The 23,431-nt window shown below is 71.7% G+C and carries 20 protein-coding genes; 10 read left to right on the top strand and 10 right to left on the bottom strand.

The genetic code is table 11. The features are described from left to right. The first annotated feature begins 24 nt into the window (after positions 1-24). The gene (locus K4B79_RS34510; protein WP_232031300.1) at positions 25-927 is read left to right on the top strand and encodes an adenosine kinase; all 903 of its coding nucleotides are present in this window, start codon (positions 25-27) and stop codon (positions 925-927) included. An 81-nt stretch (positions 928-1,008) separates the two neighbouring features. Here the strand turns inward: K4B79_RS34510 and K4B79_RS34515 are convergent, their stop codons facing one another. Then, positions 1,009-2,505 (bottom strand): M1 family metallopeptidase, encoded by a 1,497-nt coding sequence (locus tag K4B79_RS34515; protein ID WP_232031301.1) that lies wholly within the window; start codon positions 2,503-2,505, stop codon positions 1,009-1,011. 195 nt (positions 2,506-2,700) lie between these two features. On the opposite strand from K4B79_RS34515, the gene K4B79_RS34520 reads away from it, so the two are divergent. The 3 genes from K4B79_RS34520 (at position 2,701) to K4B79_RS34530 (ending at position 7,686) form a co-directional block, all read left to right on the top strand. Next, positions 2,701-4,656, top strand: coding sequence for a Xaa-Pro dipeptidyl-peptidase (locus K4B79_RS34520; RefSeq protein ID WP_232031302.1), 1,956 nt, complete (start codon positions 2,701-2,703; stop codon positions 4,654-4,656). Next, positions 4,653-5,897: a M14 family metallopeptidase gene (locus K4B79_RS34525; RefSeq protein ID WP_232031303.1), complete on the top strand. Its 1,245-nt coding sequence runs from the start codon at positions 4,653-4,655 to the stop codon at positions 5,895-5,897. Before K4B79_RS34520 ends, K4B79_RS34525 begins: the two co-directional genes overlap by 4 nt. Before the next feature lie 88 nt (positions 5,898-5,985). Further along, positions 5,986-7,686 carry a BCCT family transporter gene (locus K4B79_RS34530; RefSeq protein WP_232031304.1) on the top strand — a complete coding sequence of 567 codons (1,701 nt, stop codon included), beginning with the start codon at positions 5,986-5,988 and terminating at the stop codon, positions 7,684-7,686. 13 nt (positions 7,687-7,699) lie between these two features. On the opposite strand, the gene K4B79_RS34535 is transcribed toward K4B79_RS34530, so the two are convergent. After that, positions 7,700-8,656: an FAD-dependent oxidoreductase gene (locus K4B79_RS34535; RefSeq protein ID WP_232031305.1), complete on the bottom strand. Its 957-nt coding sequence runs from the start codon at positions 8,654-8,656 to the stop codon at positions 7,700-7,702. Positions 8,657-8,722: 66 nt separating this feature from the next. Here K4B79_RS34535 and K4B79_RS34540 point away from each other — a divergent pair, with 66 nt between their 5' ends. Both K4B79_RS34540 and K4B79_RS34545 read left to right on the top strand, forming a co-directional pair. Then, a complete protein-coding gene (locus K4B79_RS34540; RefSeq protein ID WP_232031306.1) occupies positions 8,723-9,742 on the top strand; it encodes an oxidoreductase in 1,020 nt (339 codons plus the stop codon). Between the two features lie 256 nt (positions 9,743-9,998). Continuing rightward, positions 9,999-11,639 (top strand): ABC-F family ATP-binding cassette domain-containing protein, encoded by a 1,641-nt coding sequence (locus tag K4B79_RS34545; RefSeq protein WP_232031307.1) that lies wholly within the window; start codon positions 9,999-10,001, stop codon positions 11,637-11,639. Here K4B79_RS34545 and K4B79_RS34550 read toward each other — a convergent pair. The 4 genes from K4B79_RS34550 to K4B79_RS34560 all read right to left on the bottom strand — a co-directional run bounded on the left by K4B79_RS34550 (position 11,636) and on the right by K4B79_RS34560 (position 15,933). Further along, entirely contained in the window at positions 11,636-12,193 is a 558-nt protein-coding gene (locus K4B79_RS34550) for a putative glycolipid-binding domain-containing protein (RefSeq protein WP_232031308.1), read from the bottom strand. The two genes, K4B79_RS34545 and K4B79_RS34550, sit on opposite strands and share 4 nt — an antisense overlap. Positions 12,194-12,297: 104 nt before the next feature. Continuing rightward, the gene (locus K4B79_RS34555) at positions 12,298-14,697 is read right to left on the bottom strand and encodes a Tex family protein (protein ID WP_232031309.1); all 2,400 of its coding nucleotides are present in this window, start codon (positions 14,695-14,697) and stop codon (positions 12,298-12,300) included. A gap of 144 nt (positions 14,698-14,841) precedes the next feature. After that, on the bottom strand, positions 14,842-14,973 hold the full coding sequence (locus K4B79_RS47995) for an LPFR motif small protein (protein WP_252100555.1): 132 nt from the start codon (positions 14,971-14,973) through the stop codon (positions 14,842-14,844). Between the two features lie 90 nt (positions 14,974-15,063). Further along, entirely contained in the window at positions 15,064-15,933 is an 870-nt protein-coding gene (locus K4B79_RS34560; protein WP_232031310.1) for an SCO6745 family protein, read from the bottom strand. Positions 15,934-16,048: 115 nt separating this feature from the next. On the opposite strand from K4B79_RS34560, the gene K4B79_RS34565 reads away from it, so the two are divergent. Together K4B79_RS34565 and K4B79_RS34570 are read left to right on the top strand one after the other, a co-directional pair. Further along, a complete protein-coding gene (locus K4B79_RS34565) occupies positions 16,049-17,008 on the top strand; it encodes a GlxA family transcriptional regulator (protein WP_232031311.1) in 960 nt (319 codons plus the stop codon). Positions 17,009-17,428: 420 nt separating this feature from the next. Continuing rightward, a complete protein-coding gene (locus tag K4B79_RS34570) occupies positions 17,429-18,073 on the top strand; it encodes a DJ-1/PfpI family protein (protein ID WP_232031312.1) in 645 nt (214 codons plus the stop codon). Here the strand turns inward: K4B79_RS34570 and K4B79_RS34575 are convergent. Next, complete coding sequence (locus tag K4B79_RS34575; protein WP_232031313.1) at positions 18,051-18,800, bottom strand: enoyl-CoA hydratase/isomerase family protein; 750 nt, start codon at positions 18,798-18,800, stop codon at positions 18,051-18,053. The genes K4B79_RS34570 and K4B79_RS34575 overlap by 23 nt on opposite strands. A gap of 141 nt (positions 18,801-18,941) precedes the next feature. On the opposite strand from K4B79_RS34575, the gene K4B79_RS34580 reads away from it, so the two are divergent. Continuing rightward, the gene (locus tag K4B79_RS34580) at positions 18,942-19,580 is read left to right on the top strand and encodes an HdeD family acid-resistance protein (protein WP_232031314.1); all 639 of its coding nucleotides are present in this window, start codon (positions 18,942-18,944) and stop codon (positions 19,578-19,580) included. 174 nt (positions 19,581-19,754) lie between these two features. Beyond that, positions 19,755-20,264, top strand: a complete 510-nt coding sequence (locus K4B79_RS34585; RefSeq protein ID WP_232031527.1) for an ATP-binding protein — start codon at positions 19,755-19,757, stop codon at positions 20,262-20,264. A gap of 27 nt (positions 20,265-20,291) precedes the next feature. Here the strand turns inward: K4B79_RS34585 and idi are convergent, their stop codons facing one another. The 3 genes from idi to galE form a co-directional block, all read right to left on the bottom strand. Continuing rightward, a complete protein-coding gene (idi, locus tag K4B79_RS34590) occupies positions 20,292-20,885 on the bottom strand; it encodes an isopentenyl-diphosphate Delta-isomerase (RefSeq protein WP_232031315.1) in 594 nt (197 codons plus the stop codon). A gap of 206 nt (positions 20,886-21,091) precedes the next feature. Then, positions 21,092-22,033 (bottom strand): cation diffusion facilitator family transporter, encoded by a 942-nt coding sequence (locus tag K4B79_RS34595; RefSeq protein WP_232031316.1) that lies wholly within the window; start codon positions 22,031-22,033, stop codon positions 21,092-21,094. A gap of 146 nt (positions 22,034-22,179) precedes the next feature. Next, positions 22,180-23,172, bottom strand: coding sequence for a UDP-glucose 4-epimerase GalE (galE, locus tag K4B79_RS34600; RefSeq protein ID WP_232031317.1), 993 nt, complete (start codon positions 23,170-23,172; stop codon positions 22,180-22,182). Between the last annotated feature and the right edge of the window lie 259 nt (positions 23,173-23,431).

Consider the following 23,431-nt stretch of genomic DNA (forward strand, 5'->3'; position numbering starts at 1 on the left):
CTACGACCATGAAGGAGGCGGCAGTTGAACCGGGACATCGACGTGCTGGTGCTGGGCGGCGCGGGCGTGGACACCATCGTGTACGTGCCGGAGCTGCCGCTGCCCTACGCCGACAGCTACATGATCGACTCGGGGATCCGCACCCGGGCCGGACAGACCGGTGACTTCGTCGCCGTCGGCCTGAGCGCCCTGGGCCTGCGCACCCACCACCTCGACCTGATCGGCGACGACCCCGAGGGCGACCTGGTCCGCGCACTGCACCGCGACCACGGCATCGGGCTGACCGAGATCTCCCAGCCCGCGGGCACCAAGCGCGCGGTCAACCTGGTGGGCCCCGACGGCCGCCGCCTCTCGCTCTACGACACCAGCCGCTCCCACCCCGACGACCGCCTGCCGGAGGCGACCGTCCGGGCCCTCGCCAGCGCCGGCCGCCACGCCCACGTCTCGATCACCCAACCCTGCGCCCACGCCCTGCCCGTCCTGCGCGAGACAGGCGTGACCATCTCCACCGACCTCCACGACTGGGACGGCGAGAACGACTACCACGAGCCCTTCGCCCACACGGCCGACCTCGTCTTCCTCTCCGCCGCCGCCCTGCCCGACCCCGAGCGGACCATGCGCCGCATCGTGGAGCGGGGCAGGGCACGGACGGTCGTCGCGACGGCCGGCGCCGAGGGCGCATACCTCCTGACCGACGACACCCTCACCCACATCCCACCCGCCACGCCCCCCTCCCCGGTGATCGACACCAACGGAGCGGGAGACGCTTTCGCGGCCGCATACCTCTACGGCATGCTCACCGGCCAACCCCCGCACCAGTGCGCCCGATACGGCACCCTGGCAGGCGCCCACGCCTGCACCATCCCGTCCACAGAAACGAACGCGATCAACAGCACAGAACTCCTAAGGCTCACCGCAACCCCCTAAAGGGGCGCGGGGAACTGCGCGACCAACCACAACGAACTCGCAGCCGCAAGCGGACAAATCGAGGCACAACCATCCGCGCCCCTAATGCTCGTGCACGTCATTCGTCGCAGCGATCTTCTTCCACGACTTCGGCTGCACAACCTCCTCGGAGGCCCCGGCGATCGAAGCCGCCCTTGCCGCGGGAGCGCCCGGCTTCACCGGCTGGAACAACCACGTGTCGAACAGCCCCGCCAACGCCTGCCCCGACACCTCCTCCGCGTACTTCTGGAAGTCACCCACCGACGCGTTGCCGTGCGCGTACTTCTGCGGCCACCCCTTGAGAATCGCGAAGAACGCCGCGTCCCCGATCTCGTTCCGCAGGGCCTGCAGCGCCAGCGCCCCCCGGTCGTACACCGCGAGGTGGAACTGGTTCTCCGGACCGGGATCCCCGGGCTTCACCGTCCAGAACGGATCGTCGGCAGGCCGCGAGGCGTACACGTAGTCGGCGATCTCCTGCGCCGTCCCCTCGTTCTCGTGCTCGGACCACAGCCACTGGGCGTAGCGCGCGAAGCCCTCGTTGATCCAGATGTCCTTCCAGTGCCTGACCGACACCTCGTCGCCGTACCACTGGTGGGCCAGCTCATGGACGACGACGGACACGTTCGACCCTCGCGCGAACTGCTGCGGGCTGTAGAACGGCCGGGTCTGTGTCTCCAGCGCGTACCCCACCTGCGGGGTGTTCGGCACGTACCCGCCGAGCGCGTTGTAGGGATACGGCCCGAAGTACTCGGTCAGCCAGTCGGCGATCTCCCCGGTCCGCTCGACGCTCGCCCGCGCCGCGCCGTCGTTGTCGCCGAGGTCCTTGCTGTAGGCGTTGATGACCGGAATACCGCTCTCGCTCGTGCCGGTCGTGACGTCGAACCGCCCGACGGCCAGGGTCGCGAGATAGGTGGTCTGCGGCTTGTTGGAGCGCCAGTTGTAGCGGGTCCAGCCGGCCCGCGAACTCGTGGACTGGAGCGTGCCGTTGGAGATGGCCTGGTGCCCGTCGGGCACCTGCACCGACACGTCGAAGGTGGCCTTGTCGAGCGGGTGGTCGTTGCTCGGGAACCACCACCAGGCCCCCTCGGGCTCGCCCGCCGCGACCCCGCCGTCGGGGGTGCGCAGCCAGGCGTTGAACCCGTACGCCTCCTTGGCCGACGGCACCCCGCTGTAGCGCACCACCACGGTGACGGCCGTGCCCTTGGCCAGCGGCGTCTTCGGCGTGATCTCCAGCTCGTGTTCGCCGGAGGTCGTGAAGGACGCCTTCGCGCCGTTGACCCGTACCTCGCTGACGTCCAGCAGGAAGTCCAGGTTGAACCGCGACAGGTCCTGGGTGGTGCGGGCCAGGAGGGTCGTCGTGCCCTCCAGACGGTCCGTGGCCGGCTGGTACTTCAGCCGGAGGTCGTAGTGGGAGACGTCGTATCCGCCGTTGCCGTAGGCCGGGTAGTAGGGATCGCCGATGCCCGGAGCGCCGGGGGCGAAGCTCGCGGCCGATGCCGGGATCGCCAGCAACAAGGAGGCCGCGGCGAGTGCGCCCGGCGCGAGGATTCTGCGATGCACGAAAACTCCAAGTCGTTGGGGCACGAAGTCTGTTCGCAGCCTATTGAGTCCCTGTGAGCCCGGGCCTGTCCATGGCCACCCCTGTCACACACATGCCATTCGGCCGACATGAGCCCGCCGTTCCGCATCCCGCCCGCCCCTCGCGTGCCCGATCGCCCTCTTCTGCACGGGAGTTGACCGATGTACCGTCCGCGCATGCCCACACGCATGCGCTTCACGACCTGGAGACAGCTCGCCGTGGTCGCCGTCGCAGCCCTGACGGCCGCCCTCCTCACCCCGGCCGCGGCCCACGGCACACCCCGCGAGAGCAAGCCGGTGTACTCGTACGACAAGGCCGTCCGCGAAGCGGTCTGGGTGGACACCGGCCTCGACGGCGACGGCGACGGGAAGACCGACCGCGTCGCCGCCGACATCGTCCGGCCCCGCGAACCCGCCCTGCAGGGCCGGAAGATCCCCGTGATCATGGACGCCAGCCCGTACTACTCCTGCTGCGGACGCGGCAACGAGAGCCAGCTGAAGACGTACGACGCCGACGGCGACGTCGTGCAGATGCCGCTGTTCTACGACAACTACTTCGTGCCCCGCGGCTACGCCTTCGTCGGCGTCGACCTCGCCGGCACCAACCGCTCCGACGGCTGCGTGGACGTCGGCGGACGCTCCGACATCCAGTCCGCGAAGGCCGTGGTCGACTGGCTGAACGGCCGCGCCAAGGCCTACACCACCCGCACCGGCGACAAGCGGGCCAAGGCCACCTGGACCAACGGCCGGACCGGCATGATCGGCAAGAGCTGGGACGGCACCATCGCCAACGGCGTCGCCGCCACAGGCGTCAGGGGACTGGAGACGATCGTCCCGATCAGCGCCATCTCCACCTGGTACGACTACTACTTCTCCGAGGGCGCCCCGCTCTACGACTCCGGCCCCGACTGGCTGTCGAACTACGTCGACAGCCCCGACGCCCGCGCCAAGTGCGCGGCCGTCCAGCAGCGGATCGTCGACGGCGCCCCGCGCACCGGCGACCTGACGCCCTTCTGGAGCGAGCGGGACTACGTCGAGGCCGCCTCGAAGGTGAGGGCGAGCGTCTTCCTGATCCACGGTATGCAGGACCTCAACGTCCGGATGCAGCACGTCGGCCCGTGGTGGGACGCCCTCGCGAAGAACGGCGTCGAGCGCAAGATCTGGCTCTCCCAGACCGGCCACGTCGACCCCTTCGACTTCCGCCGCGCGGACTGGGTCGAGACCCTGCACCGCTGGTTCGACCACGAACTCCTCGGCTACGACAACGGCATCGACCGCGAGCCGATGGCCGACGTCGAGCGCCACCCCGACCAATGGGTCACCTCGAAGGTCTGGCCCCCGGCCGGCACCGCCGCCACCACGCTGCGCCCCGCCGAGGGCACCCAGGAGGGCGTCGGCAGGCTCGGTCTGCGCCCGGGCACCGGCACCGAGACCTTCACCGACGACCCGAAGCTGAGCGAGACCGACTGGGCCGCGCGGATCGACACGGCCACACCCGACAAGGCGGGCTTCACCACCGGCCCGCTCACCAAGGACCTCCGCCTGTCCGGCTCCTCCAAGGTCACGGTGACCGCCACGCCCACCACCTCGACGGCCCACCTGTCCGCCGTCCTCGTGGACCTCGGCCCCGACACCATCCGGGACTACGGCGCGAGCGGCGAGGGCATCACCACCCTCACCGACCGCACCTGCTGGGGCGCGAGCACCACCGGGGACAGCGCCTGCTTCAAGGGGACCGCGGCGAAGACCGCCGACGTCGACTTCACGGTCGTCAGCCGCGGCTGGGCCGACCTGGGCAACCACGCCGACCCGCGCAAGGGCGTCCCGCTCACGCCGGGCAAGGCGTACACCATCACCCTGGACCTCGGCGCCACCGACCACGTCGTCCCGGCCGGCCACCGTCTCGCGCTGATCGTCGCGGGCACCGACAAGGACCTCATCGACCCGCCGTCGACCACCCCGACGCTGACCCTCGACCTCACCCGCACCTCGGCCCGCGTCCCCTTCGTCGGCGGCACCGCCGCCTTCGCCCGCGCCACCGCCGGCTCCCCGGCCGTAACCGGACAAGACCCGCACCTCGACGGCGTGACGACACCGCGCACCACCCAGCGCATACCGGGGGAGAGCCGATGATCCGCGCCCTGACCCTCACCACCGCGGCTCTGGCCGCCTCCCTGGTCGCGGTGCCCGCCGCCGCCACGGAGGCCCCGCCCCGCACCGGCTTCGAACAGACGAACGGCGCCCGCTGGACGACCCAGCCCGAGGAACAGGACTTCCTCGCGGCCGTCGACCGGGCAAGCACCCGCGTCTCCGTAGGGTCCATCGGTACGACGAAACAGGGCCGCCCGCTCCAACTCGTCCGGATCGGCGCCCGGCACGCCCCGAACACGGTGCTCCTGGTGTGCAGCCAGCACGGGGACGAACCCTCCGGCCGCGAGGCGTGTCTGACCACGATCCGCGACCTGGCGTACGCGAAGGACCGGCCCACCCGCCGCCTCCTGGAGCGCACCACCCTGCTCGTCGTGCCCACCGCCAACCCCGACGGCCGCGCCGCCGACACCCGGGGCAACAGCGACGGCGTCGACGTCAACCGCGACCACCTCGCCCTCCAGACCGCCGAGGGGCGCGCCCTGGCCGCGGTGATCCGCGACCGGCGCCCCGACCTCATCTACGACCTGCACGAATACGGCTCCACGCCCCCGTACTACGACAAGGACCTCTTCGACCTCTGGCCCCGCAACCTCAACACGGCCCCGGCCGTCCACGACGAGGCCGAGACCCTCTCCCGCGCCTACGTGCGCCCGGCCGCCCGCGGCGCCGGGTACACCACCGGCACCTACGGCATCTGGACCGACCCCGTCACCGGCGAGCCGATCCGGCAGGTCGCCGGGGACGGCCAGGAACGCATCCTGCGGAACATGTCCGGAATCAAGCACGCGCTCGGCCTGCTCATCGAGAGCCGCGTCGAACCCCTGACCGACGTAAGCGAACCGGCGAACAACCGACGCCGGGTGGACTCCCAACTGGCCGCGCTCAAGGGCCTGTTCACCTTCACCGACGACCGCCGTGCCCAGGTCGAGAAGGCGACGGACGCGGCCCGCCGGGCCGGCTGGGCCGACACCGGACCCGTCTACGTCGGCGGCGCCGACAACGACCCGCCCGAACCCGCCGAGGTGATCCAGGACCCGCCCTGCGGCTACCGCCTGACCGCCGAGCAGTACACGGAGGTCAAGGACGAACTCGCCCTGCACGGAGTGCGCACCCACGGCACCTACGTCCCGCTCCGCCAGCCGCTGCGCGCCCTCGTCCCGCTGCTCCTCGACGAGCGCGCGCCGTACCACCTGACGGTCGCGGAGCCCGACACCGCTTGCTGAAGTGAAGAAGATCTGCACCACCTGTGGTAGGTCCTAGGGCACGACACGGAACAGGCGTACGCACGGCCTCCACGGGAAGGTGCCGCTGATGACGGAAGACCTGAAGAAGAGAGGGGGCCGGGAAGGCGCTGCGGGCCGACCCGGCCACTCCACGGACCGGGTGGTGTTCGGTGTCACCGCCGCCATCACCGTCGCCTTCGTGATCTGGGGCGCGGCGGGCACGGACTCCCTGGAGAGCGTCTCCACGAAGATGCTCAACGGCCTGATCCACAACGGCGGCTGGGCCTTCATGCTGGCCGCCTCGTGTTTCGTGGTCTTCGCCCTGTGGCTCGCCGCCAGCCGCTACGGCCGGATCCACCTCGGCGCCGAGGGCGAGGAGCCCGAGTTCAAGACCGTGTCCTGGGTCGCGATGATGTTCAGCGCCGGCATGGGCATCGGCCTGATGTTCTACGGCGTGAGCGAGCCGCTCTCGCACTACACGACCCCGCCCCCGGGCACGACCCCCGCCAACTCCGGTGAACGCATGGAGACGGCGATGGCCACCACCCTCTTCCACTGGACGCTGCACCCCTGGGCGATCTACGCGGTGGTCGGCCTCGCCATCGCCTACAGCACCTACCGCAAGCGCCGCCGCCAGACCATCAGCGCGGTGTTCACGCCGCTCATCGGGGAGAAGCACGCCAACGGCGCCGGGGGCCGGGTGATCGACATCCTCGCGATCATCGCCACCGTCTTCGGCTCCGCCGCCTCCCTGGGCCTGGGCGCGCTCCAGATCGGCTCCGGCTTCCAGGAGCTGGACTGGATGGACGACGTGAGCACCGGACTGCTCGTCACCATCATCGCGGTGCTGACCCTGGCCTTCGTCGCCTCGGCCGTCTCCGGCATCGAGCGGGGCATCCAGTGGCTGTCCAACACCAACATGGTCCTCGCCCTGGTCCTGGCGCTGTTCGTGTTCGTGGCCGGCCCCACGATCATCGTCCTCGATCTGCTGCCCACCTCGGTCTTCGCCTACCTGGGCGACCTGCCGCAGCTCGCCGGGCGTACCGAGGCCAGCGGCGGCAAGGGGGTCGCGGACTGGCTGGGCAGCTGGACCGTCTTCTACTGGGCCTGGTGGATCTCCTGGACGCCCTTCGTCGGCATGTTCATCGCCCGGATCAGCCGCGGCCGTACCATCCGCCAGTTCGTCGGCGGCGTCATCCTGGTGCCCAGCACCGTCAGCCTCGTCTGGTTCGCGGTCTTCGGCGGTTCGGCGATGAAGCTGCGGGAGGGCGGCGGGCTCGGCGGTGAGGACACCCCCGAGGGCCAGCTCTTCGGCCTCCTCCAGGAGTTCCCCATCGAGACCGTCACCAGCCTGCTGGTGATGATCCTGGTCGGCATCTTCTTCGTGTCGGGAGCCGACGCCGCGTCCATCGTGATGGGCACGCTCTCCCAGAAGGGCGCGCTCGAACCCGGCCGCTTCGTCGTGGTGTTCTGGGGCGTGGTGACCGGAGCCGTCGCCGCGATCATGCTGCTCGTCGGCAGCGGCCAGGGCGACGCGCTCACCGGCCTGCAGAACCTCACGATCCTGGCCGCCGCGCCCTTCGTCCTCGTGATGATCGGCATGTGCGTCGCCCTCATGCGCGACCTGCGCCGGGACCCGGTCATCGTGCGGGGCGAGATGGGCTCCGAGGCCGTCGAGCTCGCCGTGATCGAGGGGCACAAGAAGTACGACGGCGAGTTCGAGATCAGGGTCGGCCCCGGCGCGGGCACGGAGACGGAGGGCGACCCGCTCGGCCACGACCACAGCTGAGGACGAGGCCGGTTCAGGGGGTGGCGGCGAGTTCCGCCGCCACCCCCGCGCACCCCCACGCCACCGTGACCCCGCCGCCGCCGTGACCGTAGTTGTGCACCAGCACCCGCCCGCCGGACAGCGGTTCGCGCTCCAGCCGGACCGTGTCCCGGGCGGGCCGCAGCCCCACCCGGTGCCCCAGCACCCGCGCCCCGGCGATCTCCGGCCGCAGCGCCGCGCACCGCCGTACGATCGCCTCCGCCACGGCCGGATCCGGCTCGGTGGACCAGTCGTCCTCGACCGCCGTGCCGCCCAGCAGGAGCCGGCCGGGCTGCGGGAAGAAGTACGCCATCTCCCCGTCCGCGTCCGTGGAGACCACGAAGGTACGGATCCCGGGGTTCTCCACGACGACCAACTGCCCGCGCACCGGCCGCACGGAGGGGTCGGGCACGAGCTCGCGGGCGGCCAGCCCGGTGCAGTTGACCACGACCGGCGCGTCGACCTCGGCGAGATCCGCCACCGCACGCGCCTCGAAGGTCCCGCCCGCCGCCACGAACCGGTCCCGCAGCCACGGCAGATGGGCCGGCATGTCGATCAGCGGCAGCCGCGCCCACGTCCCGGTGCCGGCGGCGTACTCCTCGGCCGTCGTCGCCCGCAGACCGGGCAGCCGGTCCGTCACCCAGGCGTCGGCCTCGTCCGGATCGGCCTCGCCCAGTACCCCTTCGACCATGCGTACGCCGGTCTCCTCGGGCCGCGCCGCCAGCTCCTCGTACACGTCGAGCGAGCGCAGCGCCCACGTCCGCGCGAGCGCGACCGGCTCGATGTGGTACGGCCACCACAGCGCCCCGGCAACGGCCGAGGTGGTCCCCTCGACCGGGTCCCGCGACCACACCCGCACCCGTCGGCCCCGCTCGGCCAGGACGAGGGCCGTCGTCAGCCCGACGACCCCGCCTCCGACCACCACGACCTCGTCGCCCAGCGCTCTGTTCATGCGGGGACGTTAGCGGAATGGGTCATGCCGTGCTCAGACCGCCCGCACTGCGGGAATACTCACAGCATGTCTGCCGAGTATGCGACCTTCGGCCTGGCACCGGCGATGCGTGCCGGTGGAGTCCTCGCCAACGGTGACTACCAGGTGCACCGGGACTTCGTGGACTTCATCGTCGACGGACGCCCGCTGCTCTTCCAGCTCTCCGACCTCGACGCCGTCTCCCCACTCGCCTCCGACGTCCCACCCGCGATCTTCACCGCCCAGGTCCGCAGCCTCCTGCTCGAGACGGACGCCCCGCTTCCGGGCGGCCGCTTCGTCGTCTACGGCTGTCCCGAATGCGAGGACCTGATGTGCGGAGCCGTCACCGCCGTCATCGAACGGGAGGGCGAGGACTTCATCTGGCGGGACTTCGCCTGGCAGACCGACGAACACGCCGACCTGGAGCTCAACGGCTACCACGGCATCGGGCCCTTCCGCTTCCGCGGCCCCGAGTACCGGCAGGCACTGGCCGGCCTGCTCGGCGACACCGTCGGCACCCGCCGCCGGGTCCTGCTGATCGGCTCCCGGGTCGCCCTGCTGGGCAAGCTCGCCGCCGCCCTGCGCACCATCGGCATCGGCGCCGACATCACCGACGACGCCCAGGACGTCCCCGCCGACGAACTGCGTGGCTACGGCGCCGTCGCCTTCGGCCGCGCGGTCACCGAGGAGCAGCGGTCCGCCGTACGCCGCTCCTTCGACCGCGCGGGAGTCGAGGTGGCCTATGTCGAGGGCCTCGCCCCGATCGTGCCGCTGCTCGTAGCCCAGATCGAGCACGCCCTCGACCGCAGCCCCGTCGAACAGCGCCGCCTGACCCGGCTGGTGGCCGCCGACGGCGAGGCGGGCGTCGAGATCACCTCCCCGTGCCGGGTCCGCCTCACCGCCTACCGCCTCGACCGCCTCTACCGCACCCACGTCCACGAACTCTTCGACGGCGTCCTGGAACCGGGCCGCCACCGCATCGCCCTCGACGGGAAGGCGGTGAAGGGGGAGGCGTTCGTCGTGGCACGGACCACGGGGAGTGTCCTGGTCGAGGCGATGGCGCGGTGAGAAACCCGGGCGCCGCCCGCCCCGCACGGCCAGGCCCTGTCGTCACATTCCCGCCTGCCCCGCGACGCCACGCACGCTCCCCCACTGCCTTAAGGGCGTGGGAGGTGCCCCCACTCGCCGCACCGGGCACAGGCCCACGTACAACCAGTACGAGGGCCTGCGCCCGGCACGCCGAGAGCACGCACCTGACGCCGCGGGGCCCGCCCTTCGGGCGGACGACGGGAATGTGACGACAGGGCCTAGGATCGGCACCCTGATGACTGCCACCCTCGTCGCCAAGAACCTCGCCGCCGGCCACGGCGACCGCTCCCTGTTCGCCGGGCTCGACCTCGTCGTCGCGCCCGGTGACGTGATCGGGCTGGTCGGAGCCAACGGCGCGGGCAAGTCCACCCTGCTGCGCATGCTCGCCGGACTGAGCACACCGGAGGAGGGCGAGCTCAGGCTGTCCCCGCCGACCGCGACCGTCGGCCACCTCCCGCAGGAGCCCGAGCGCCGCCCCGGCGAGACCGTGCGGGACTTCCTGGCCCGCCGCACCGGCGTGGCCGAGGCCCAGCGGGCGATGGACGAGGCCACCCAGGCCCTGGTCGACGGCGCGCCCGGCGCCGACGACGCCTACGCCACCAGCCTGGAGCGCTGGCTCGACCTCGGCGGCGCCGACCTCGACGAACGGGCCGAGGAGGTCGCCGACTCGCTCGGCCTGGCGGTGGACCTGGACCAGCCGATGACCTCCCTGTCCGGCGGCCAGGCGGCCCGCGCGGGCCTCGCCTCCCTCCTGCTCTCCCGCTACGACGTCTTCCTCCTCGATGAGCCGACCAACGACCTCGACCTGGACGGCCTGGAGCGCCTGGAGCGGTTCGTCTCCGGCCTGCGCGCCGGCACCGTCGTCGTCAGCCACGACCGCGAGTTCCTCACCCGCACCGTCACCAAGGTCCTCGAACTCGACCTCGCCCAGCAGCGGATCAACCTCTACGGCGGCGGCTACGACGCCTATCTGGAGGAGCGCGAGGTCGCCCGCCGGCACGCCCGGGACGACTACGAGGAGTACGCCGACAAGAAGTCCGCCCTCCAGGAACGGGCCCAGATCCAGCGTTCCTGGATGGACAAGGGCGTGAAGAACGCGCGCCGCAAGGCGGGCAACGACAACGACAAGATCGGACGCAAGTTCCGCAGCGAGGCCAGCGAGAAGCAGGCCGCGAAGGCCCGCCAGACGCAGCGCATGATCGAGCGCCTCGACGCCGTCGAGGAACCGCGCAAGGAGTGGGAACTGCGCATGGAGATCGCCTCGGCCCCGCGCTCCGGCGCGGTCGTGGCGACCCTGCGGGACGCCGAGGTGCGGCGCGGTGACTTCGCGCTCGGCCCGGTGAGCCTCCAGATCGACTGGGCGGACCGGATCGCGGTCACCGGTGCCAACGGCGCCGGCAAGTCGACCCTCCTCGGCGCCCTGCTGGGCCGCGTCCCGCTCGACGCGGGCAGCGCCTCCCTCGGCTCGGGCGTGCTGATCGGCGAGGTCGACCAGGCCCGCAAGCTCTTCCACGGCCCCGAACCCCTGCTCGACGCCTTCTGCGCGGCGGTTCCCGACACGGAACCGGCCGAGGTCCGCACCCTCCTGGCCAAGTTCGGCCTCAAGGCGGACCACGTCCTGCGCCCGGCGGCGACCCTCTCCCCGGGCGAACGCACCCGGGCCGCGCTCTCCCTGCTCCAGGGCCGGGGCGTCAACCTCCTGGTCCTGGACGAGCCCACCAACCACCTGGACCTGCCCGCCATCGAGCAACTGGAGTCCGCCCTCGACGCCTACGAGGGCACCCTGCTCCTGGTCACCCATGACCGCCGCATGCTCGACGCGGTCCACGTGAACCGTCGCCTGGAGGTCGCGGACGGCAAGGTGACCGAACGCTAGGCGGAGGCCAGCCGGGTCGCCAGCCCCGGATAGTCCACGACGAAGCCGTCCCCGTCGACGACGAGATCGGCCCGGAAGTCGCCGGACGTGAAGCGCACCAGCCCGTCGCCGAGCGGGGTGTAGGTCTGCCGCGACACCTCCACGGTCAGCTCGGGCACCCGCACCCAGGCCATGAGGAACTCCCGCTCTCCTGAGGCCCGGTGCAGAGCGTGCCGCAGCACGGGCATGGTGTTGGTGAGCGGACACAGCCCCAGGTCGCAGTCGAGAGCACCGTCGACCCGGGCGATCCGCTCCCCGTCCGCCGTCCAGCGCCCCGCGCCGTCGTGGCGCAGATCGAGCACCCGGGTGCCGCGCTCGGTGGCGGCCTCCACGAGCAGCCGCCGCGTCACGAAACCGTCGGCGGTGTCGAGCGCGTAGGAGATCCAGTACGGCTCCGGCGTCGTCCCGACCGCCCGTCCGTGCCCCCTCAGGGTGTCGTCGCCGAGATCGACCCAGGCGGTCTCGAACCCCTTGCTCGCCGACACTTCCCAGCTGATGACATGCGACGCGGTCATGCCGTCACTGTAGGTCCGAACGGTCGCGCGAGCGCCCCCGCAGGGGTGTGGGCACCCGCGTGACCGGCCACGACCGGCCCGCGGGTGCCCACGACCCGATGCCCCTACCGCTTCTTGGGATCGAGCAGCCCGGCCTTGCGCAGGGCGTCGGCCATGGCGCTGTTGGCCGGCGGCGGAGCCTGACGCGACCCACCGCCCTGACCCTGACCGCGCTGACCCTGACCGCCCTGGCGCTGCTGCCGCTGCTGAGGCGGACGCCCGCCACGCTGCCGACGGTCGCCCCCCGCGCCCTGCTGACCCGGCTCCTTCGGAGCCGCCTCGTCGTCCAGCCGCAGCGTCAACGAGATCCGCTTGCGCGGAATGTCGACGTCCAGCACCTTCACCTTGACGATGTCGCCGGGCTTGACCACATCGCGCGGATCCTTCACGAACGTCTTCGACAGCGCGGACACATGCGCCAGCCCGTCCTGGTGGACGCCGACGTCGATGAAGGCCCCGAAGGCGGCCACGTTCGTCACGACCCCCTCCAGGACCATCCCGGACGACAGGTCGGAGATCTTCTCGACGCCCTCCTTGAAGGTGGCCGTCTTGAAGGCGGGCCGCGGGTCGCGCCCGGGCTTCTCCAGCTCCTTGAGGATGTCCGTCACGGTCGGCAGACCGAACGTCTCGTCCACGAACTCCTGCGGCCTCAGCGAGCGCAGCACCCCGGTGTTGCCGATCAGCGAGGCCACTTCCTGCCCCGCGCTCTTCACCATGCGCCGGACGACCGGATAGGCCTCGGGGTGCACGCTGGAGGAGTCCAGCGGATCGTCACCGCCGCGGATCCGGAGGAAGCCCGCACACTGCTCGTACGCCTTCGGACCGAGACGCGCCACGGCCTTGAGCTGCGTGCGCGACTTGAAGGGGCCGTTGGCGTCGCGGTGCGCCACGATGTTCTCCGCGAGCCCGGAGGTGATGCCGGAGACCCGGGTGAGCAGCGGGGCGGACGCCGTGTTCACGTCGACGCCCACGCCGTTCACACAGTCCTCGACCACCGCGTCCAGCGAACGCGACAGCTTCACCTCGGACAGGTCGTGCTGGTACTGGCCGACGCCGATCGACTTCGGGTCGATCTTGACCAGTTCGGCGAGCGGGTCCTGGAGCCGGCGCGCGATCGAGACGGCGCCGCGCAGCGACACGTCCATGTCGGGCAGCTCCTGCGAGGCGAACGCGGACGCGGAGTACACGGAGGCGCCCGCCTCGGACACCATCACCTTGGTGAGCTTCAACTCGGGGTGCCGGGTGATGAGTTCACCGGCCAGCTTGTCCGTCTCGCGGGACGCGGTGCCGTTGCCGATCGCGATCAGCTCGACCGCGTGCTCCTTGGCCAGCCGCGCCAGCTTGGCGATCGCCTCGTCCCACCGGTTGGCCGGCACGTGCGGGTGGATGACGTCCGTCGCGACGACCTTGCCGGTGGCGTCGACCACGGCGACCTTCACGCCCGTACGGAAGCCCGGGTCCAGGCCCAGCGTCGCGCGCGTGCCGGCCGGGGCGGCGAGCAGCAGGTCGCGGAGGTTGGCGGCGAACACCTGGACGGCGTCGTCCTCGGCGGCCGTGCGCAGCCGCATCCTCAGGTCGATGCCGAGGTGCACCAGGATGCGGGTGCGCCAGGCCCAGCGGACGGTGTCCTGGAGCCACTTGTCGGCCGGGCGGCCGCGGTCGGTGATCCCGAACCGGTGGGCCACCATCCCCTCGTAGGACGAGGGGCCCTCGGTCGCCTCCTCCGGCTCCAGGACGAGGTCGAGGACCTCCTCCTTCTCGCCGCGCAGCATCGCGAGAACGCGGTGCGAGGGCAGCGCGGTGAAGGGCTCGGCGAAGTCGAAGTAGTCGGCGAACTTGGCGCCCGCCTCCTCCTTGCCCTCCCGCACCTTGGCGGCCAGCCGGCCGCGGACCCACATCCGCTCGCGCAGCTCGCCGATCAGATCGGCGTCCTCCGAGAACCGCTCGGTGAGGATCGCCCGGGCGCCGTCCAGCGCGGCCTGGGGGTCGGCGACCCCCTTGTCGGCGTCCACGAAGGCGGCCGCCGCGGCGAGCGGCTCCACCGTCGGGTCGGTGAGCAGGCCCTCGGCCAGCGGTTCCAGACCGGCCTCACGGGCGATCTGCGCCTTGGTGCGCCGCTTGGGCTTGTACGGCAGGTAGATGTCCTCCAGGCGCGCCTTGGTCTCCGCGGCCAGGATCCGCGCCCGAAGCTCCTCGGTGAGCTTGCCCTGCTCACGCACCGAGTCGAGGATCGCCGTCCGCCGCTCCTCCAGCTCCCGCAGATAGCGCAGCCGCTCCTCGATCGTGCGCAGCTGCGCGTCGTCGAGCATCTCGGTCGCTTCCTTGCGGTAGCGCGCGACGAACGGGACCGTGGAACCGCCGTCGAGCAACTCCACGGCAGCCTTGACCTGCCGCTCCCGTACGCCGAGTTCCTCGGCGATCCTGCCTTCGATGGACCCTACTTCGATGGATCCGGGTGTCGTCACGATCCCGTACCGCCTTCTCCACTGGGGTTGCGCGGCAATTGTGGCAGGTGGCACCGACAGTCGGGGATCAGGGCGGCTCCCGGCGGGCCGGAACGGGCACCCCGCCCGCGGCACGAGGCCGCGGCCGGGCGAACGTCCCGAAGGTCAGGCCCGGCGGCTGCGGGTCGAGCCCGAGGCGCCGCCGAAGAGGCGGGCCAGCGCGCGGAACGGCAGGGTCACGACAGTGGCGATGGCCCCACCGATCTGGCGCAGTACGTCTGCGATCGCTCGGAACACGTGTTTCCCCTTTCCTCACCCGGCCGCGGTGACCGGGAAGGCACGGGTACCTCGCCCGGGCCCGGACATGCCCGACCCCGCATGGACCGTTCAGCTCTTCCCGATCAGATCCGCCGGGAAGGCGCCGGCGGTGAGCGCGGTGCGGGCGAAGGCCGTGCCGAGTTCGGTCAGGCGGGCGACGCCGTCCGCGCCGAGGTGCTCGTACGGGGCCCGGTCCAGCCGGTCCGTCTCGTGTTCGATCTCCTCGCGGAGCGCGCGGCCCCGTTCCGTCAGCTCGCCGTCCTCGTCCAGCACGCCGCGCTCGCGCAGCCGTCCGACCGCCGCGTCCCAGTCCCGCCGGGCCCAGCCGCGGGTGCCGGAGACCCACTTCGGGGTCATGCCCTTGCCGGTCGCCGTGTGGGTCACCAGGGCCTCCAGGCCGTCGAGCCCCGCGGCCATCAGGACGGCGAGGTGCCCGTCGCCGCGGTGCTCGCGCAGCAGGGTGGCCGCGTGCCAGTACGCCAGGTGCGGTTCGTCGGGCACCGGCAGGTCGGCGTGCGCGGAGTACAGCGGCCGGGCGCTGCGCGAGCAGGCCTCGGTGGCGCGCAGGGCGAGCCGGGCCGCCTCGGCCATGTCCGGGGCGGTCACCGTCTCCTCGCCCAGCAGGCGTCGCAGGGTCGCGTCGACGGCACGCGCGCGGGCCGCCAGAACCTGTGCGGGTGTGGCCGTGTCCCACACCGCGGGTACGTGCTCGGCCACCAGTTCGTGCTTGTAGTTGTAGAACGTCGCCGTCACCGTGCCGGCCCCGACCGGTCCCAGCGCGGCCGCCCGTACCGCGAAGTTCACGGCCCGGGGATGCGTGACACCGATCGCGCCCAACTCCCGGCCCAGGTCGGGGGAGAAGTAGTGCGTCGAGTGCAGGGAGTTGAGCATGGTGTGACAGCGGCGGGCCGCGCGCGGCTCCAGGGCGACGGTAGTCATGGCCGTCACGTTACCGACCGGTCGGTACCTTGTCGGGGTGCGGGCGCCGGGCATGGCGGAAAAGGTGGGGAACTCGTCATTGCGGCCATCCGCCCGCACGCCAACAATCGGGGGCATGGCGCAGTGCACCCTTCTCGTCGTCCTCTTCGACGGCGTCCAGAGCCTCGACATCACCGGCCCCGTCGAGGTCTTCGCCGGGGCCGAGAAACACACCCCGGGCACGTACCGCCTCCGTACGGCCTCACTGGACGGGGCTCCCGTGCGCACCTCCAGCGGCTTGACCCTCGTACCGGACGAGTCCCTCGGGGACACGGCCGAGCCGCACACCCTCCTCGTCCCGGGAGGTCAGGGCACCCGCGTCCCCGCCCCGCGCCTGACCGACTGGCTGCGTGAGCACGGCCCGCGCGTGGAGCGGCTGGTGTCCGTGTGCACCGGTGCGATCCGGCTCGCCCAGGCGGGCCTGCTGGACGGCCGCCGCGTCACCACGCACTGGGCGTACAGCGAGACACTCGCCCGCGACCACCCGGAGATCCGGGTCGAACCCGACCCGATCTACATCCGCGACGGCCAGGTCTCCACCTCCGCCGGTGTCACCTCCGGCATCGACCTCGCCCTCGCCCTGGTCGAGGAGGACCTCGGCCGTGACGTGGCCCTCGCCATCGCCCGTCACCTCGTCGTCTTCCTGCGCCGACCGGGCAACCAGGCCCAGTTCAGCGCCCAGCTCGCCGCCCAGACGGCCCACCGGGAACCGCTCCGCGAGGTCCAGCGGTGGATCGCCGAACACCCCGACGCCGACCTGACCGTCGACTCACTCGCCGAGCGCGCCCGCCTGTCCCCGCGCCACTTCGCCCGCGCCTTCCACGCCGAGACCGGCATGACCCCGGGCCGCTACGTCGACCGCGTCCGCCTCGAACACGCCCGCCGCCTCCTGGAGGACACCACCGACGGCATCGAGGAGATCTCCCGCACCAGCGGCTACGGCACCCCCGAAGCCATGCGCCGCGCCTTCGTCAAATCCCTCGGCACGGCCCCCACCGAATACCGCCGCCGCTTCCACCCGACCCCAACCCCATGACCCCGGGTCCCCAACCCCGGCTCCGTCTACTGGCGCCCGCTTGCCAAGCCCGGGAGCCGCCCCCGGCCCCGCACCTGAAGCCCGCCCCTCCGGGATGCTCGGCAGCCGCCCATCGCCCCTGGTACCTGCTTGCTGCCCGCCGGGCATCCGCCTGCCGACCCGTCGAGACCTGGGAGCTGCCCCGGCTCCGCCCACTGACAGCCGCCGGCCCGCGCACCTGATGCCCGCCCGCCGAAGCTCGGCAGCCGCCCATCGCCCCTGCCCCTGGCACCCGCTTGCTGCCCGTCGGCCATCCGCCTGCCGCCACGCCAAGACTCGGGAGCCGCCGCCGAACCCGCCCCCTGACGCCTGAGACAACCCGCGCCTCCCGCCCCCGTCCACCAAGACCCGCCCCGATCCCACCCCCCGAAAGGCCCTCCGATGCAGATCGCCATCGTGCTCTTCGACCGCTTCACCGCCCTGGACGCGGTCGGCCCTTACGAGACCCTGGGACGGCTTCCGGGCGCGGAGACCGTGTTCGTCGCCGAGGGGGCCGGGCCGGTGCGTACCGACAAGGGGGACCTCGCCCTGATGGCCGACAGGGCGTTCGCGGAGGTGCCGCACCCCGACATCGTGGTCGTGCCGGGTGGCCCCGGCCAGACTCCGCAGATGGAGAACGGGACGTTGCTGGACTGGCTGCGCGCGGTCGATGCCACGAGTACGTGGACGACATCGGTGTGCACAGGCTCACTGCTGCTGGCGGCCGCGGGACTCCTCCGGGGCCGCCGCGCGACCTCGCACTGGCTCGCACTGGACTTCCTGAAGCGGTTCGGTGCGGAGCCCGCCGAGGAGCGGGTGGTGACCGACGGCAAGTACGTCACGGCGGCCGGTGTCTCCGCCGGCATCGACATGGGCCTCACCCTGCTCGGCCGGATCGCGGGCGACGAACACGCCCAGGCCGTCCAGCTGTTGACCGAGTACGACCCGCGGCCGCCCTACGACGCCGGGTCCCCGCACACGGCTCCGGCCCACCTGGTGGAGAGGTTCCGCTCCAGGAGCCGTTTCAGCCGGACGTGGTCCAGGTGAAGCGCGGCTGCCGGCGCTCCAGGAACGCGGCGACCCCCTCCCCGGTGTCGCCGCTGCCGCGTGCCTGCTCGGCCCAGTACGCGTCCCGGTCGGCGCGCCCGTCGGCGAACTCCTTCGCCGCGGCCTGCGTCAGCTGCGACCGGGACGCCAGAATCCGGGTGAACTCCGCGACCCGCTTGCCCAGTTCGCCCGCCGGCAGCAGCTCGTCCACCAGGCCCGTGCGCAGCGCCCGCTCCGCGTCGATCAACTCCCCGGAGTACAACAGGTACTTGGTCGTCGCCGGTCCCACCAGCCCCGCCAACCGCCGGGTGGAGGACGCCGGATACACGATCCCGAGCTTCGCCGGCGTCACCCCGAACAGCGCCCCCTCCTCGGCGAACCGCAGATCGCAGGCCGCCGCGAGCTGCGACCCACCGCCCACGCAGTGACCGCGGATCGCCGCCAGCGTCGGCTTGGGGAAGGCCGCGAGAGCCTCCTCGGCCAGCACCGCGAGCCCCTGCGCCTCCTCGGGCGACTTCCGCAGCGTGGAGATGTCGGCCCCCGCGCAGAACGTCCCGCCCGCCCCGGTCAGCACGAGCGCCCGTACGCCCGGGTCGGCGGCCAGCGTGTCGAGCAACGGCGGCAGCGCCCGCCACATCGCCGCCGTCATGGCGTTGCGCTTGGCCGGATGGTGGACGACGACGGTGGCGACCGAATCGACGACGTCGTGCGACAGCTGCGGCTCCATGCGCCGGATGCTATCCGCCCGTCCGGCCGGATCGATCAAGAAGACCCCCGGTGAGTGTTATGTCACCGGGGGTAAAGGGGATTAAAGGATGAAAGACATGATCAAGCATGATCAAGGGGGATCGGGGATCAAGGAGGCGCGATGGCCAGGTCCACCCAGTCGAAGAGCGAGACGCAGAAGCTGAGCCGCGGTTTCGGCTGGCTCGCCGCACTCGGCGTGCTGCTCGTCCTCGCCGGACTCGTCGGGCTGATCTACACCGGCGTCGCCACCCTGACCTCGATGCTCCTCTTCGGCTGGCTGCTGCTGATCGGTGGCGGGGTCGGCCTGCTGCACGCCGTCCAGGCGCGCGCGAGCAACTTCTTCTGGCTCGGTGTGGTGGTCGCGGCCCTGAACATCGCGGCCGGCGTGGTGATCATCCGCAGGCCGGAGGCGGCGGCCGAGGCGTTGACCATGTTCGCCGCCCTGCTCTTCCTCACCGGCGGGGTGTTCCGGCTGGTGGGCAGTGTGGTGGTGCGCGGACCGCAGTTCGGCTGGACCCTCGTCCAGGGCGCCTTCGGCCTCCTCCTCGGCATCCTGGTGCTGGCCTCGTGGCCGAGCAGCAGCAAGTACGTCATCGGCAGCTTCTTCTCCCTCGCCCTGCTCTTCGACGGGCTCGGCCTGATCGCCACCGGCTTCGGCGGCCGCCGTATCGTCGGCATCGTCTCCGAGCAACTGACCGGGGAGGACGGCCGGCGGGACGAACCGGACGAGGCCGCCACGAAACCCGTACCACCCGAATAGTTCGCGAAGTCGACACCGAAGGAACAGCGGCGGTCTTTTGCGCGCACCCGCCTTGCACAGGCGGTCGGAAGCGCTCGATATCTGCTGACTTCTGGTCAGTCCAGCGGGGTGCGCGGGCCGGTTGCCAACACTCGTGACGTGGCGACAATCGAGCGCGAGGACGGCGACCGGACGATGGATGACCATGGGCGCGGGCCCGGCCCACGCCCAGCAGGCGGCACGGACGAGCCCCTCGACCCGACACCGCCGCAACCGTGGCCGTACGAGGGCGTGTGGCGTTTCACGGCCCCCGCCGCCGACGCCTCGGTCCCCCAGGCGCGGCACGCCGTACGGGACCTGCTGTACCGCCAGGGGGTGCCGGTCCCGGCCGATCTGCTCCAGGGGCTGCTGCTGATCGTCTCGGAGCTGGTCACCAACGCCGTCCGGCACGCGGCGCTGCTGTCGCCGATGCTCGCGGTGGAGGTCGCCGTCGGCGCGGAGTGGGTGCGGGTGTCCGTGGAGGACAACCATCCCTACCGCCCCACCGCCCTGGAGGCCGACCACGGCCGGACCGGCGGGCGCGGGCTGCTGCTGGTGCGCGAGATCACGCGCGAGGCGGGCGGCGTGTGCGACGTCGAGCACACGGCGACCGGCGGCAAGGTCATCTGGGCCGCTCTGCCGTTCGTGCCGGCGCGGATCCCGTAGCGGGCCGTGGGGCCGTAGGGGCGGGTGTCACCAGTCGGCGGACAGACCCGTCAGCTCCCTGACCGCGGGCCGGGCCGCGTCCAGGACGGTCATGAACCACGAGGAGAAGGTGTCCTTGGCGTGCCGCTCCGCCAGCTCGTCGGGCGTCACGAACGCCGTCGCGCCGACCTCCTCCGGGTCCGGCCGCGGCGCGGCCTGCACCAGGCCCACGAAGAGGTGGTTGTACTCCTGCTCCACCAGCCCCGAGTCCGGGTCCGGGTGGTTGTAGCGGACCGTGCCGGCCTCGGCGAGCAGCGAGGGCGAGACGCCCAGTTCCTCGTACGTCCGCCGGGCCGCCGCCGCGAAGGGCGCCTCGCCGGGATAGGGGTGGCCGCAGCAGGTGTTGGACCACACTCCGGGGGAGTGGTACTTGCCGAGCGCCCGCTGCTGGAGCAGCAGCCGGCCCTGCTCGTCGAAGAGGAACACCGAGAAGGCGCGGTGCAACTGCCCCGGCGGCTGGTGGGCGGCGAGCTTCTCCGCGGTGCCGATCGTCACACCGTTCTCGTCGACCAGTTCCAGCAGAATCGGGTCCGCGGTGCCGTTCGACGAACGGTGCGTCGCGGTGGCAGGTGTGATCGGCATACCCATCCTTCGCATCGGTCTTCGCGCCCCAGTGTGCCGTACGGATTCGGCACTCCCGGCAGGTGATCGTGCCCGGCGCGGCGGGCGGGGAACCGTCCGGGGCGGGGCTGTGAGCATGAGGACGCAACGATGCACCGGATCGCTGCATTCCGCCCGAACCGGAGTTTCAGGGCTCGTACTGATGTCCCAGTGGCAAAGCTTCTGCCTCAGTGACAGAGCTTCGCCTCGTGCTCCGCGTGCCCGCTCGGCTCCAGCTGGAAGGTGCAGTGCTCGACGTCGAAGTGGTCGCCGAGGCAGCCCTGGAGCTCGTGGAGCATCTTCTCGTGGCCGATCGCGCTGAGGACGTCGGAGCGCACGACCACATGGGCGGACAGGACCGGCAGGCCGGAGGTGATGGTCCAGGCGTGCAGGTCGTGGATGTCCTCCACCCCGTCCAGGGCCAGTATGTGGGCCCGCACCTCCGCGATGTCGACACCCTTGGGGGCCGCCTCCAGCAGGACGTCGAGGGTCTCGCGCAGCAGCTTGAAGGTGCGCGGCACGATCATCAGTCCGATGACCAGCGAGGCGATCGGGTCGGCGGCCTGCCAGCCGGTGGTCAGGATCACCACCGCCGAGATCAGCACCGCCAGCGAGCCCAGCGCGTCCGCGGCCACCTCCAGGAACGCACCGCGCACGTTCAGGCTCTCCTTCTGGCCGCGCATCAGCAGCGTCAGCGAGATCATGTTCGCCACCAGGCCGATCGCGCCGAAGACGATGGTCAGCCCGCCCTCGGTATCGGCGGGCGTGACGAACCGCTGGATCGCCTCGTACAGGACGTAGCCGCCGACCCCGAGCAGCAGCAGACAGTTGGCGAGGGCGGCGAGGATCTCCGCGCGGGCGTACCCGAAGGTGCGCCGGTCGCTCGGCGGCATGCCGGAGAAGTGGATGGCCAGCAGTGCCATGCCCAGCCCGAGCGCGTCCGTCGCCATGTGGGCCGCGTCCGCGACCAGGGCGAGCGAGTCGGCGACCACACCGCCGACGATCTCGACCACCATGACGGTGAGCGTGATGGACAGCGCGACCCGCAGCCTCCCGCGGTACGCGGCCGTGGCCGTACCACCGGTGGGCGCGTGCGAGTGCGCATGCCCGTGATCGTGCCCAGCCCCCATGGAAAGCCGCCTCCTGCGCGTTGATCCGGAACACCCGTCTGGATCACAGTGAACTACGGGTGGGGGGTATCTGGCAACGCGGCACTGAACACCGTTGTCATGTGCCCTGACCTGCGGAAACGATCCGCAGGTCAGGGCAGCCTCAGTTACCGCCCGTGATGCCGCTGCCAGCCCCGCCAGGCCGACTCGACCATCTCCCGCACCCCGCGCCGGGCGGTCCAGCCGAGCTCCTCGGCGGCCCGTGCCGACGACGCGACCGCACGCGGGGCGTCCCCGGGACGGCGGGCCTCGACGACGGGCGGACGCCGGTCTCCGGTCACCTCACCGATCATCGTGATCAGCTCGCGTACGGAAACGCCTTCCCCGCGACCGATGTTGACCGTCAGATCGCGGACGTTGCCCAAGTCGGCCTTGCCCGGCCCGCCCTCGCTCAGCCGTCGAGCCGCCGCGAGATGCGCCTCCGCCAGGTCGGCGACGTGGATGTAGTCACGGACGCAGGTGCCGTCCGGCGTCGGATAGTCGGCGCCGAAGATCCGCGGCGCCTCGTCACGGGTGAGCCGGTCGAAGACCATCGGGACGATGTTGAAGACGCCCAGGTCCGCCAGCTCCGGCGCCGCGGCACCGGCGACGTTGAAATAGCGCAGGCACACCGTCGAGATGCCGTGCGCCCGGCCCGCCGCCCGCACCAGCCACTCCCCGGCGAGCTTGGTCTCGCCGTAGGGGTTCACCGGCGCGCACGGGGTGTCCTCCGTGATCAGGTCCACGTCGGGGTTGCCGTAGACGGCCGCCGACGAGGAGAAGAGGAAACGCCCGATCCCGGCCGCGGCGACCGCCTCCAGGAGCGCGGCGAGACCGCCGACGTTCTCCGTGTAGTAGTGCGTCGGCCGGGCCACCGACTCACCGACCTGCTTGCGCGCGGCGAGGTGCACCACACCCGTGACCATGTGCTCGGCGAACACCTGCTTGAGCAGGTCCCTGTCGTAGGCCGAGCCCTCGACGAGCGGGATGTGGGCCGGCAGCCGCGCGGGCACCCCGGCCGAGAGGTCGTCCAGCGCGAGGACGCGCTCCCCGGCGTCGCTCATGGCCCGCGCCACGTGCGCCCCGATGTACCCGGCACCGCCGGTGATCAGCCATGTCATGGTCGCCCACCCTATGCCGAGGCCCCGCGGCCCGGTGCAATGTCCCGGATGCCCGGTCTGCGAACGCACATTTGTGGGTGGAGCCCTGGATCACCGATGATGATCGCGGCAAAGGCCGGGGGAGACGGCGCTGATCGGCCCGTGAACGGGCGGTGAACGCGGCCTTCCGGCTATCCGATAGCCTCTGCCGACATGCCGCCCGGCTGGCTGCCGTGCCACGCCAAGGGGCGCCCCCACCATGCGACATGACCGGCGCCCG

This window comes from Streptomyces lincolnensis, assembly GCF_021173675.1.
GTDB lineage: Bacteria > Actinomycetota > Actinomycetes > Streptomycetales > Streptomycetaceae > Streptomyces > Streptomyces lincolnensis_B.

What these genes read in the sequence shown, in the direction of transcription:
- K4B79_RS34595 (WP_232031316.1), bottom strand. Translation starts at nt 22,033, where the DNA reads ATGGGGGCTGGGCACGATCACGGGCATGCGCACTCGCACGCGCCCACC.
- K4B79_RS34565 (WP_232031311.1), top strand. Translation starts at nt 16,049, where the DNA reads ATGGCGCAGTGCACCCTTCTCGTCGTCCTCTTCGACGGCGTCCAGAGC.
- idi (WP_232031315.1), bottom strand. Translation starts at nt 20,885, where the DNA reads ATGCCGATCACACCTGCCACCGCGACGCACCGTTCGTCGAACGGCACC.
- K4B79_RS34575 (WP_232031313.1), bottom strand. Translation starts at nt 18,800, where the DNA reads ATGGAGCCGCAGCTGTCGCACGACGTCGTCGATTCGGTCGCCACCGTC.
- K4B79_RS34585 (WP_232031527.1), top strand. Translation starts at nt 19,755, where the DNA reads ATGGATGACCATGGGCGCGGGCCCGGCCCACGCCCAGCAGGCGGCACG.
- K4B79_RS34535 (WP_232031305.1), bottom strand. Translation starts at nt 8,656, where the DNA reads ATGAACAGAGCGCTGGGCGACGAGGTCGTGGTGGTCGGAGGCGGGGTC.
- K4B79_RS34540 (WP_232031306.1), top strand. Translation starts at nt 8,723, where the DNA reads ATGTCTGCCGAGTATGCGACCTTCGGCCTGGCACCGGCGATGCGTGCC.
- K4B79_RS34530 (WP_232031304.1), top strand. Translation starts at nt 5,986, where the DNA reads ATGACGGAAGACCTGAAGAAGAGAGGGGGCCGGGAAGGCGCTGCGGGC.
- K4B79_RS34525 (WP_232031303.1), top strand. Translation starts at nt 4,653, where the DNA reads ATGATCCGCGCCCTGACCCTCACCACCGCGGCTCTGGCCGCCTCCCTG.
- K4B79_RS34570 (WP_232031312.1), top strand. Translation starts at nt 17,429, where the DNA reads ATGCAGATCGCCATCGTGCTCTTCGACCGCTTCACCGCCCTGGACGCG.
- K4B79_RS34560 (WP_232031310.1), bottom strand. Translation starts at nt 15,933, where the DNA reads ATGACTACCGTCGCCCTGGAGCCGCGCGCGGCCCGCCGCTGTCACACC.
- K4B79_RS34520 (WP_232031302.1), top strand. Translation starts at nt 2,701, where the DNA reads ATGCCCACACGCATGCGCTTCACGACCTGGAGACAGCTCGCCGTGGTC.
- K4B79_RS34580 (WP_232031314.1), top strand. Translation starts at nt 18,942, where the DNA reads ATGGCCAGGTCCACCCAGTCGAAGAGCGAGACGCAGAAGCTGAGCCGC.
- K4B79_RS34550 (WP_232031308.1), bottom strand. Translation starts at nt 12,193, where the DNA reads ATGACCGCGTCGCATGTCATCAGCTGGGAAGTGTCGGCGAGCAAGGGG.
- galE (WP_232031317.1), bottom strand. Translation starts at nt 23,172, where the DNA reads ATGACATGGCTGATCACCGGCGGTGCCGGGTACATCGGGGCGCACGTG.
- K4B79_RS34545 (WP_232031307.1), top strand. Translation starts at nt 9,999, where the DNA reads ATGACTGCCACCCTCGTCGCCAAGAACCTCGCCGCCGGCCACGGCGAC.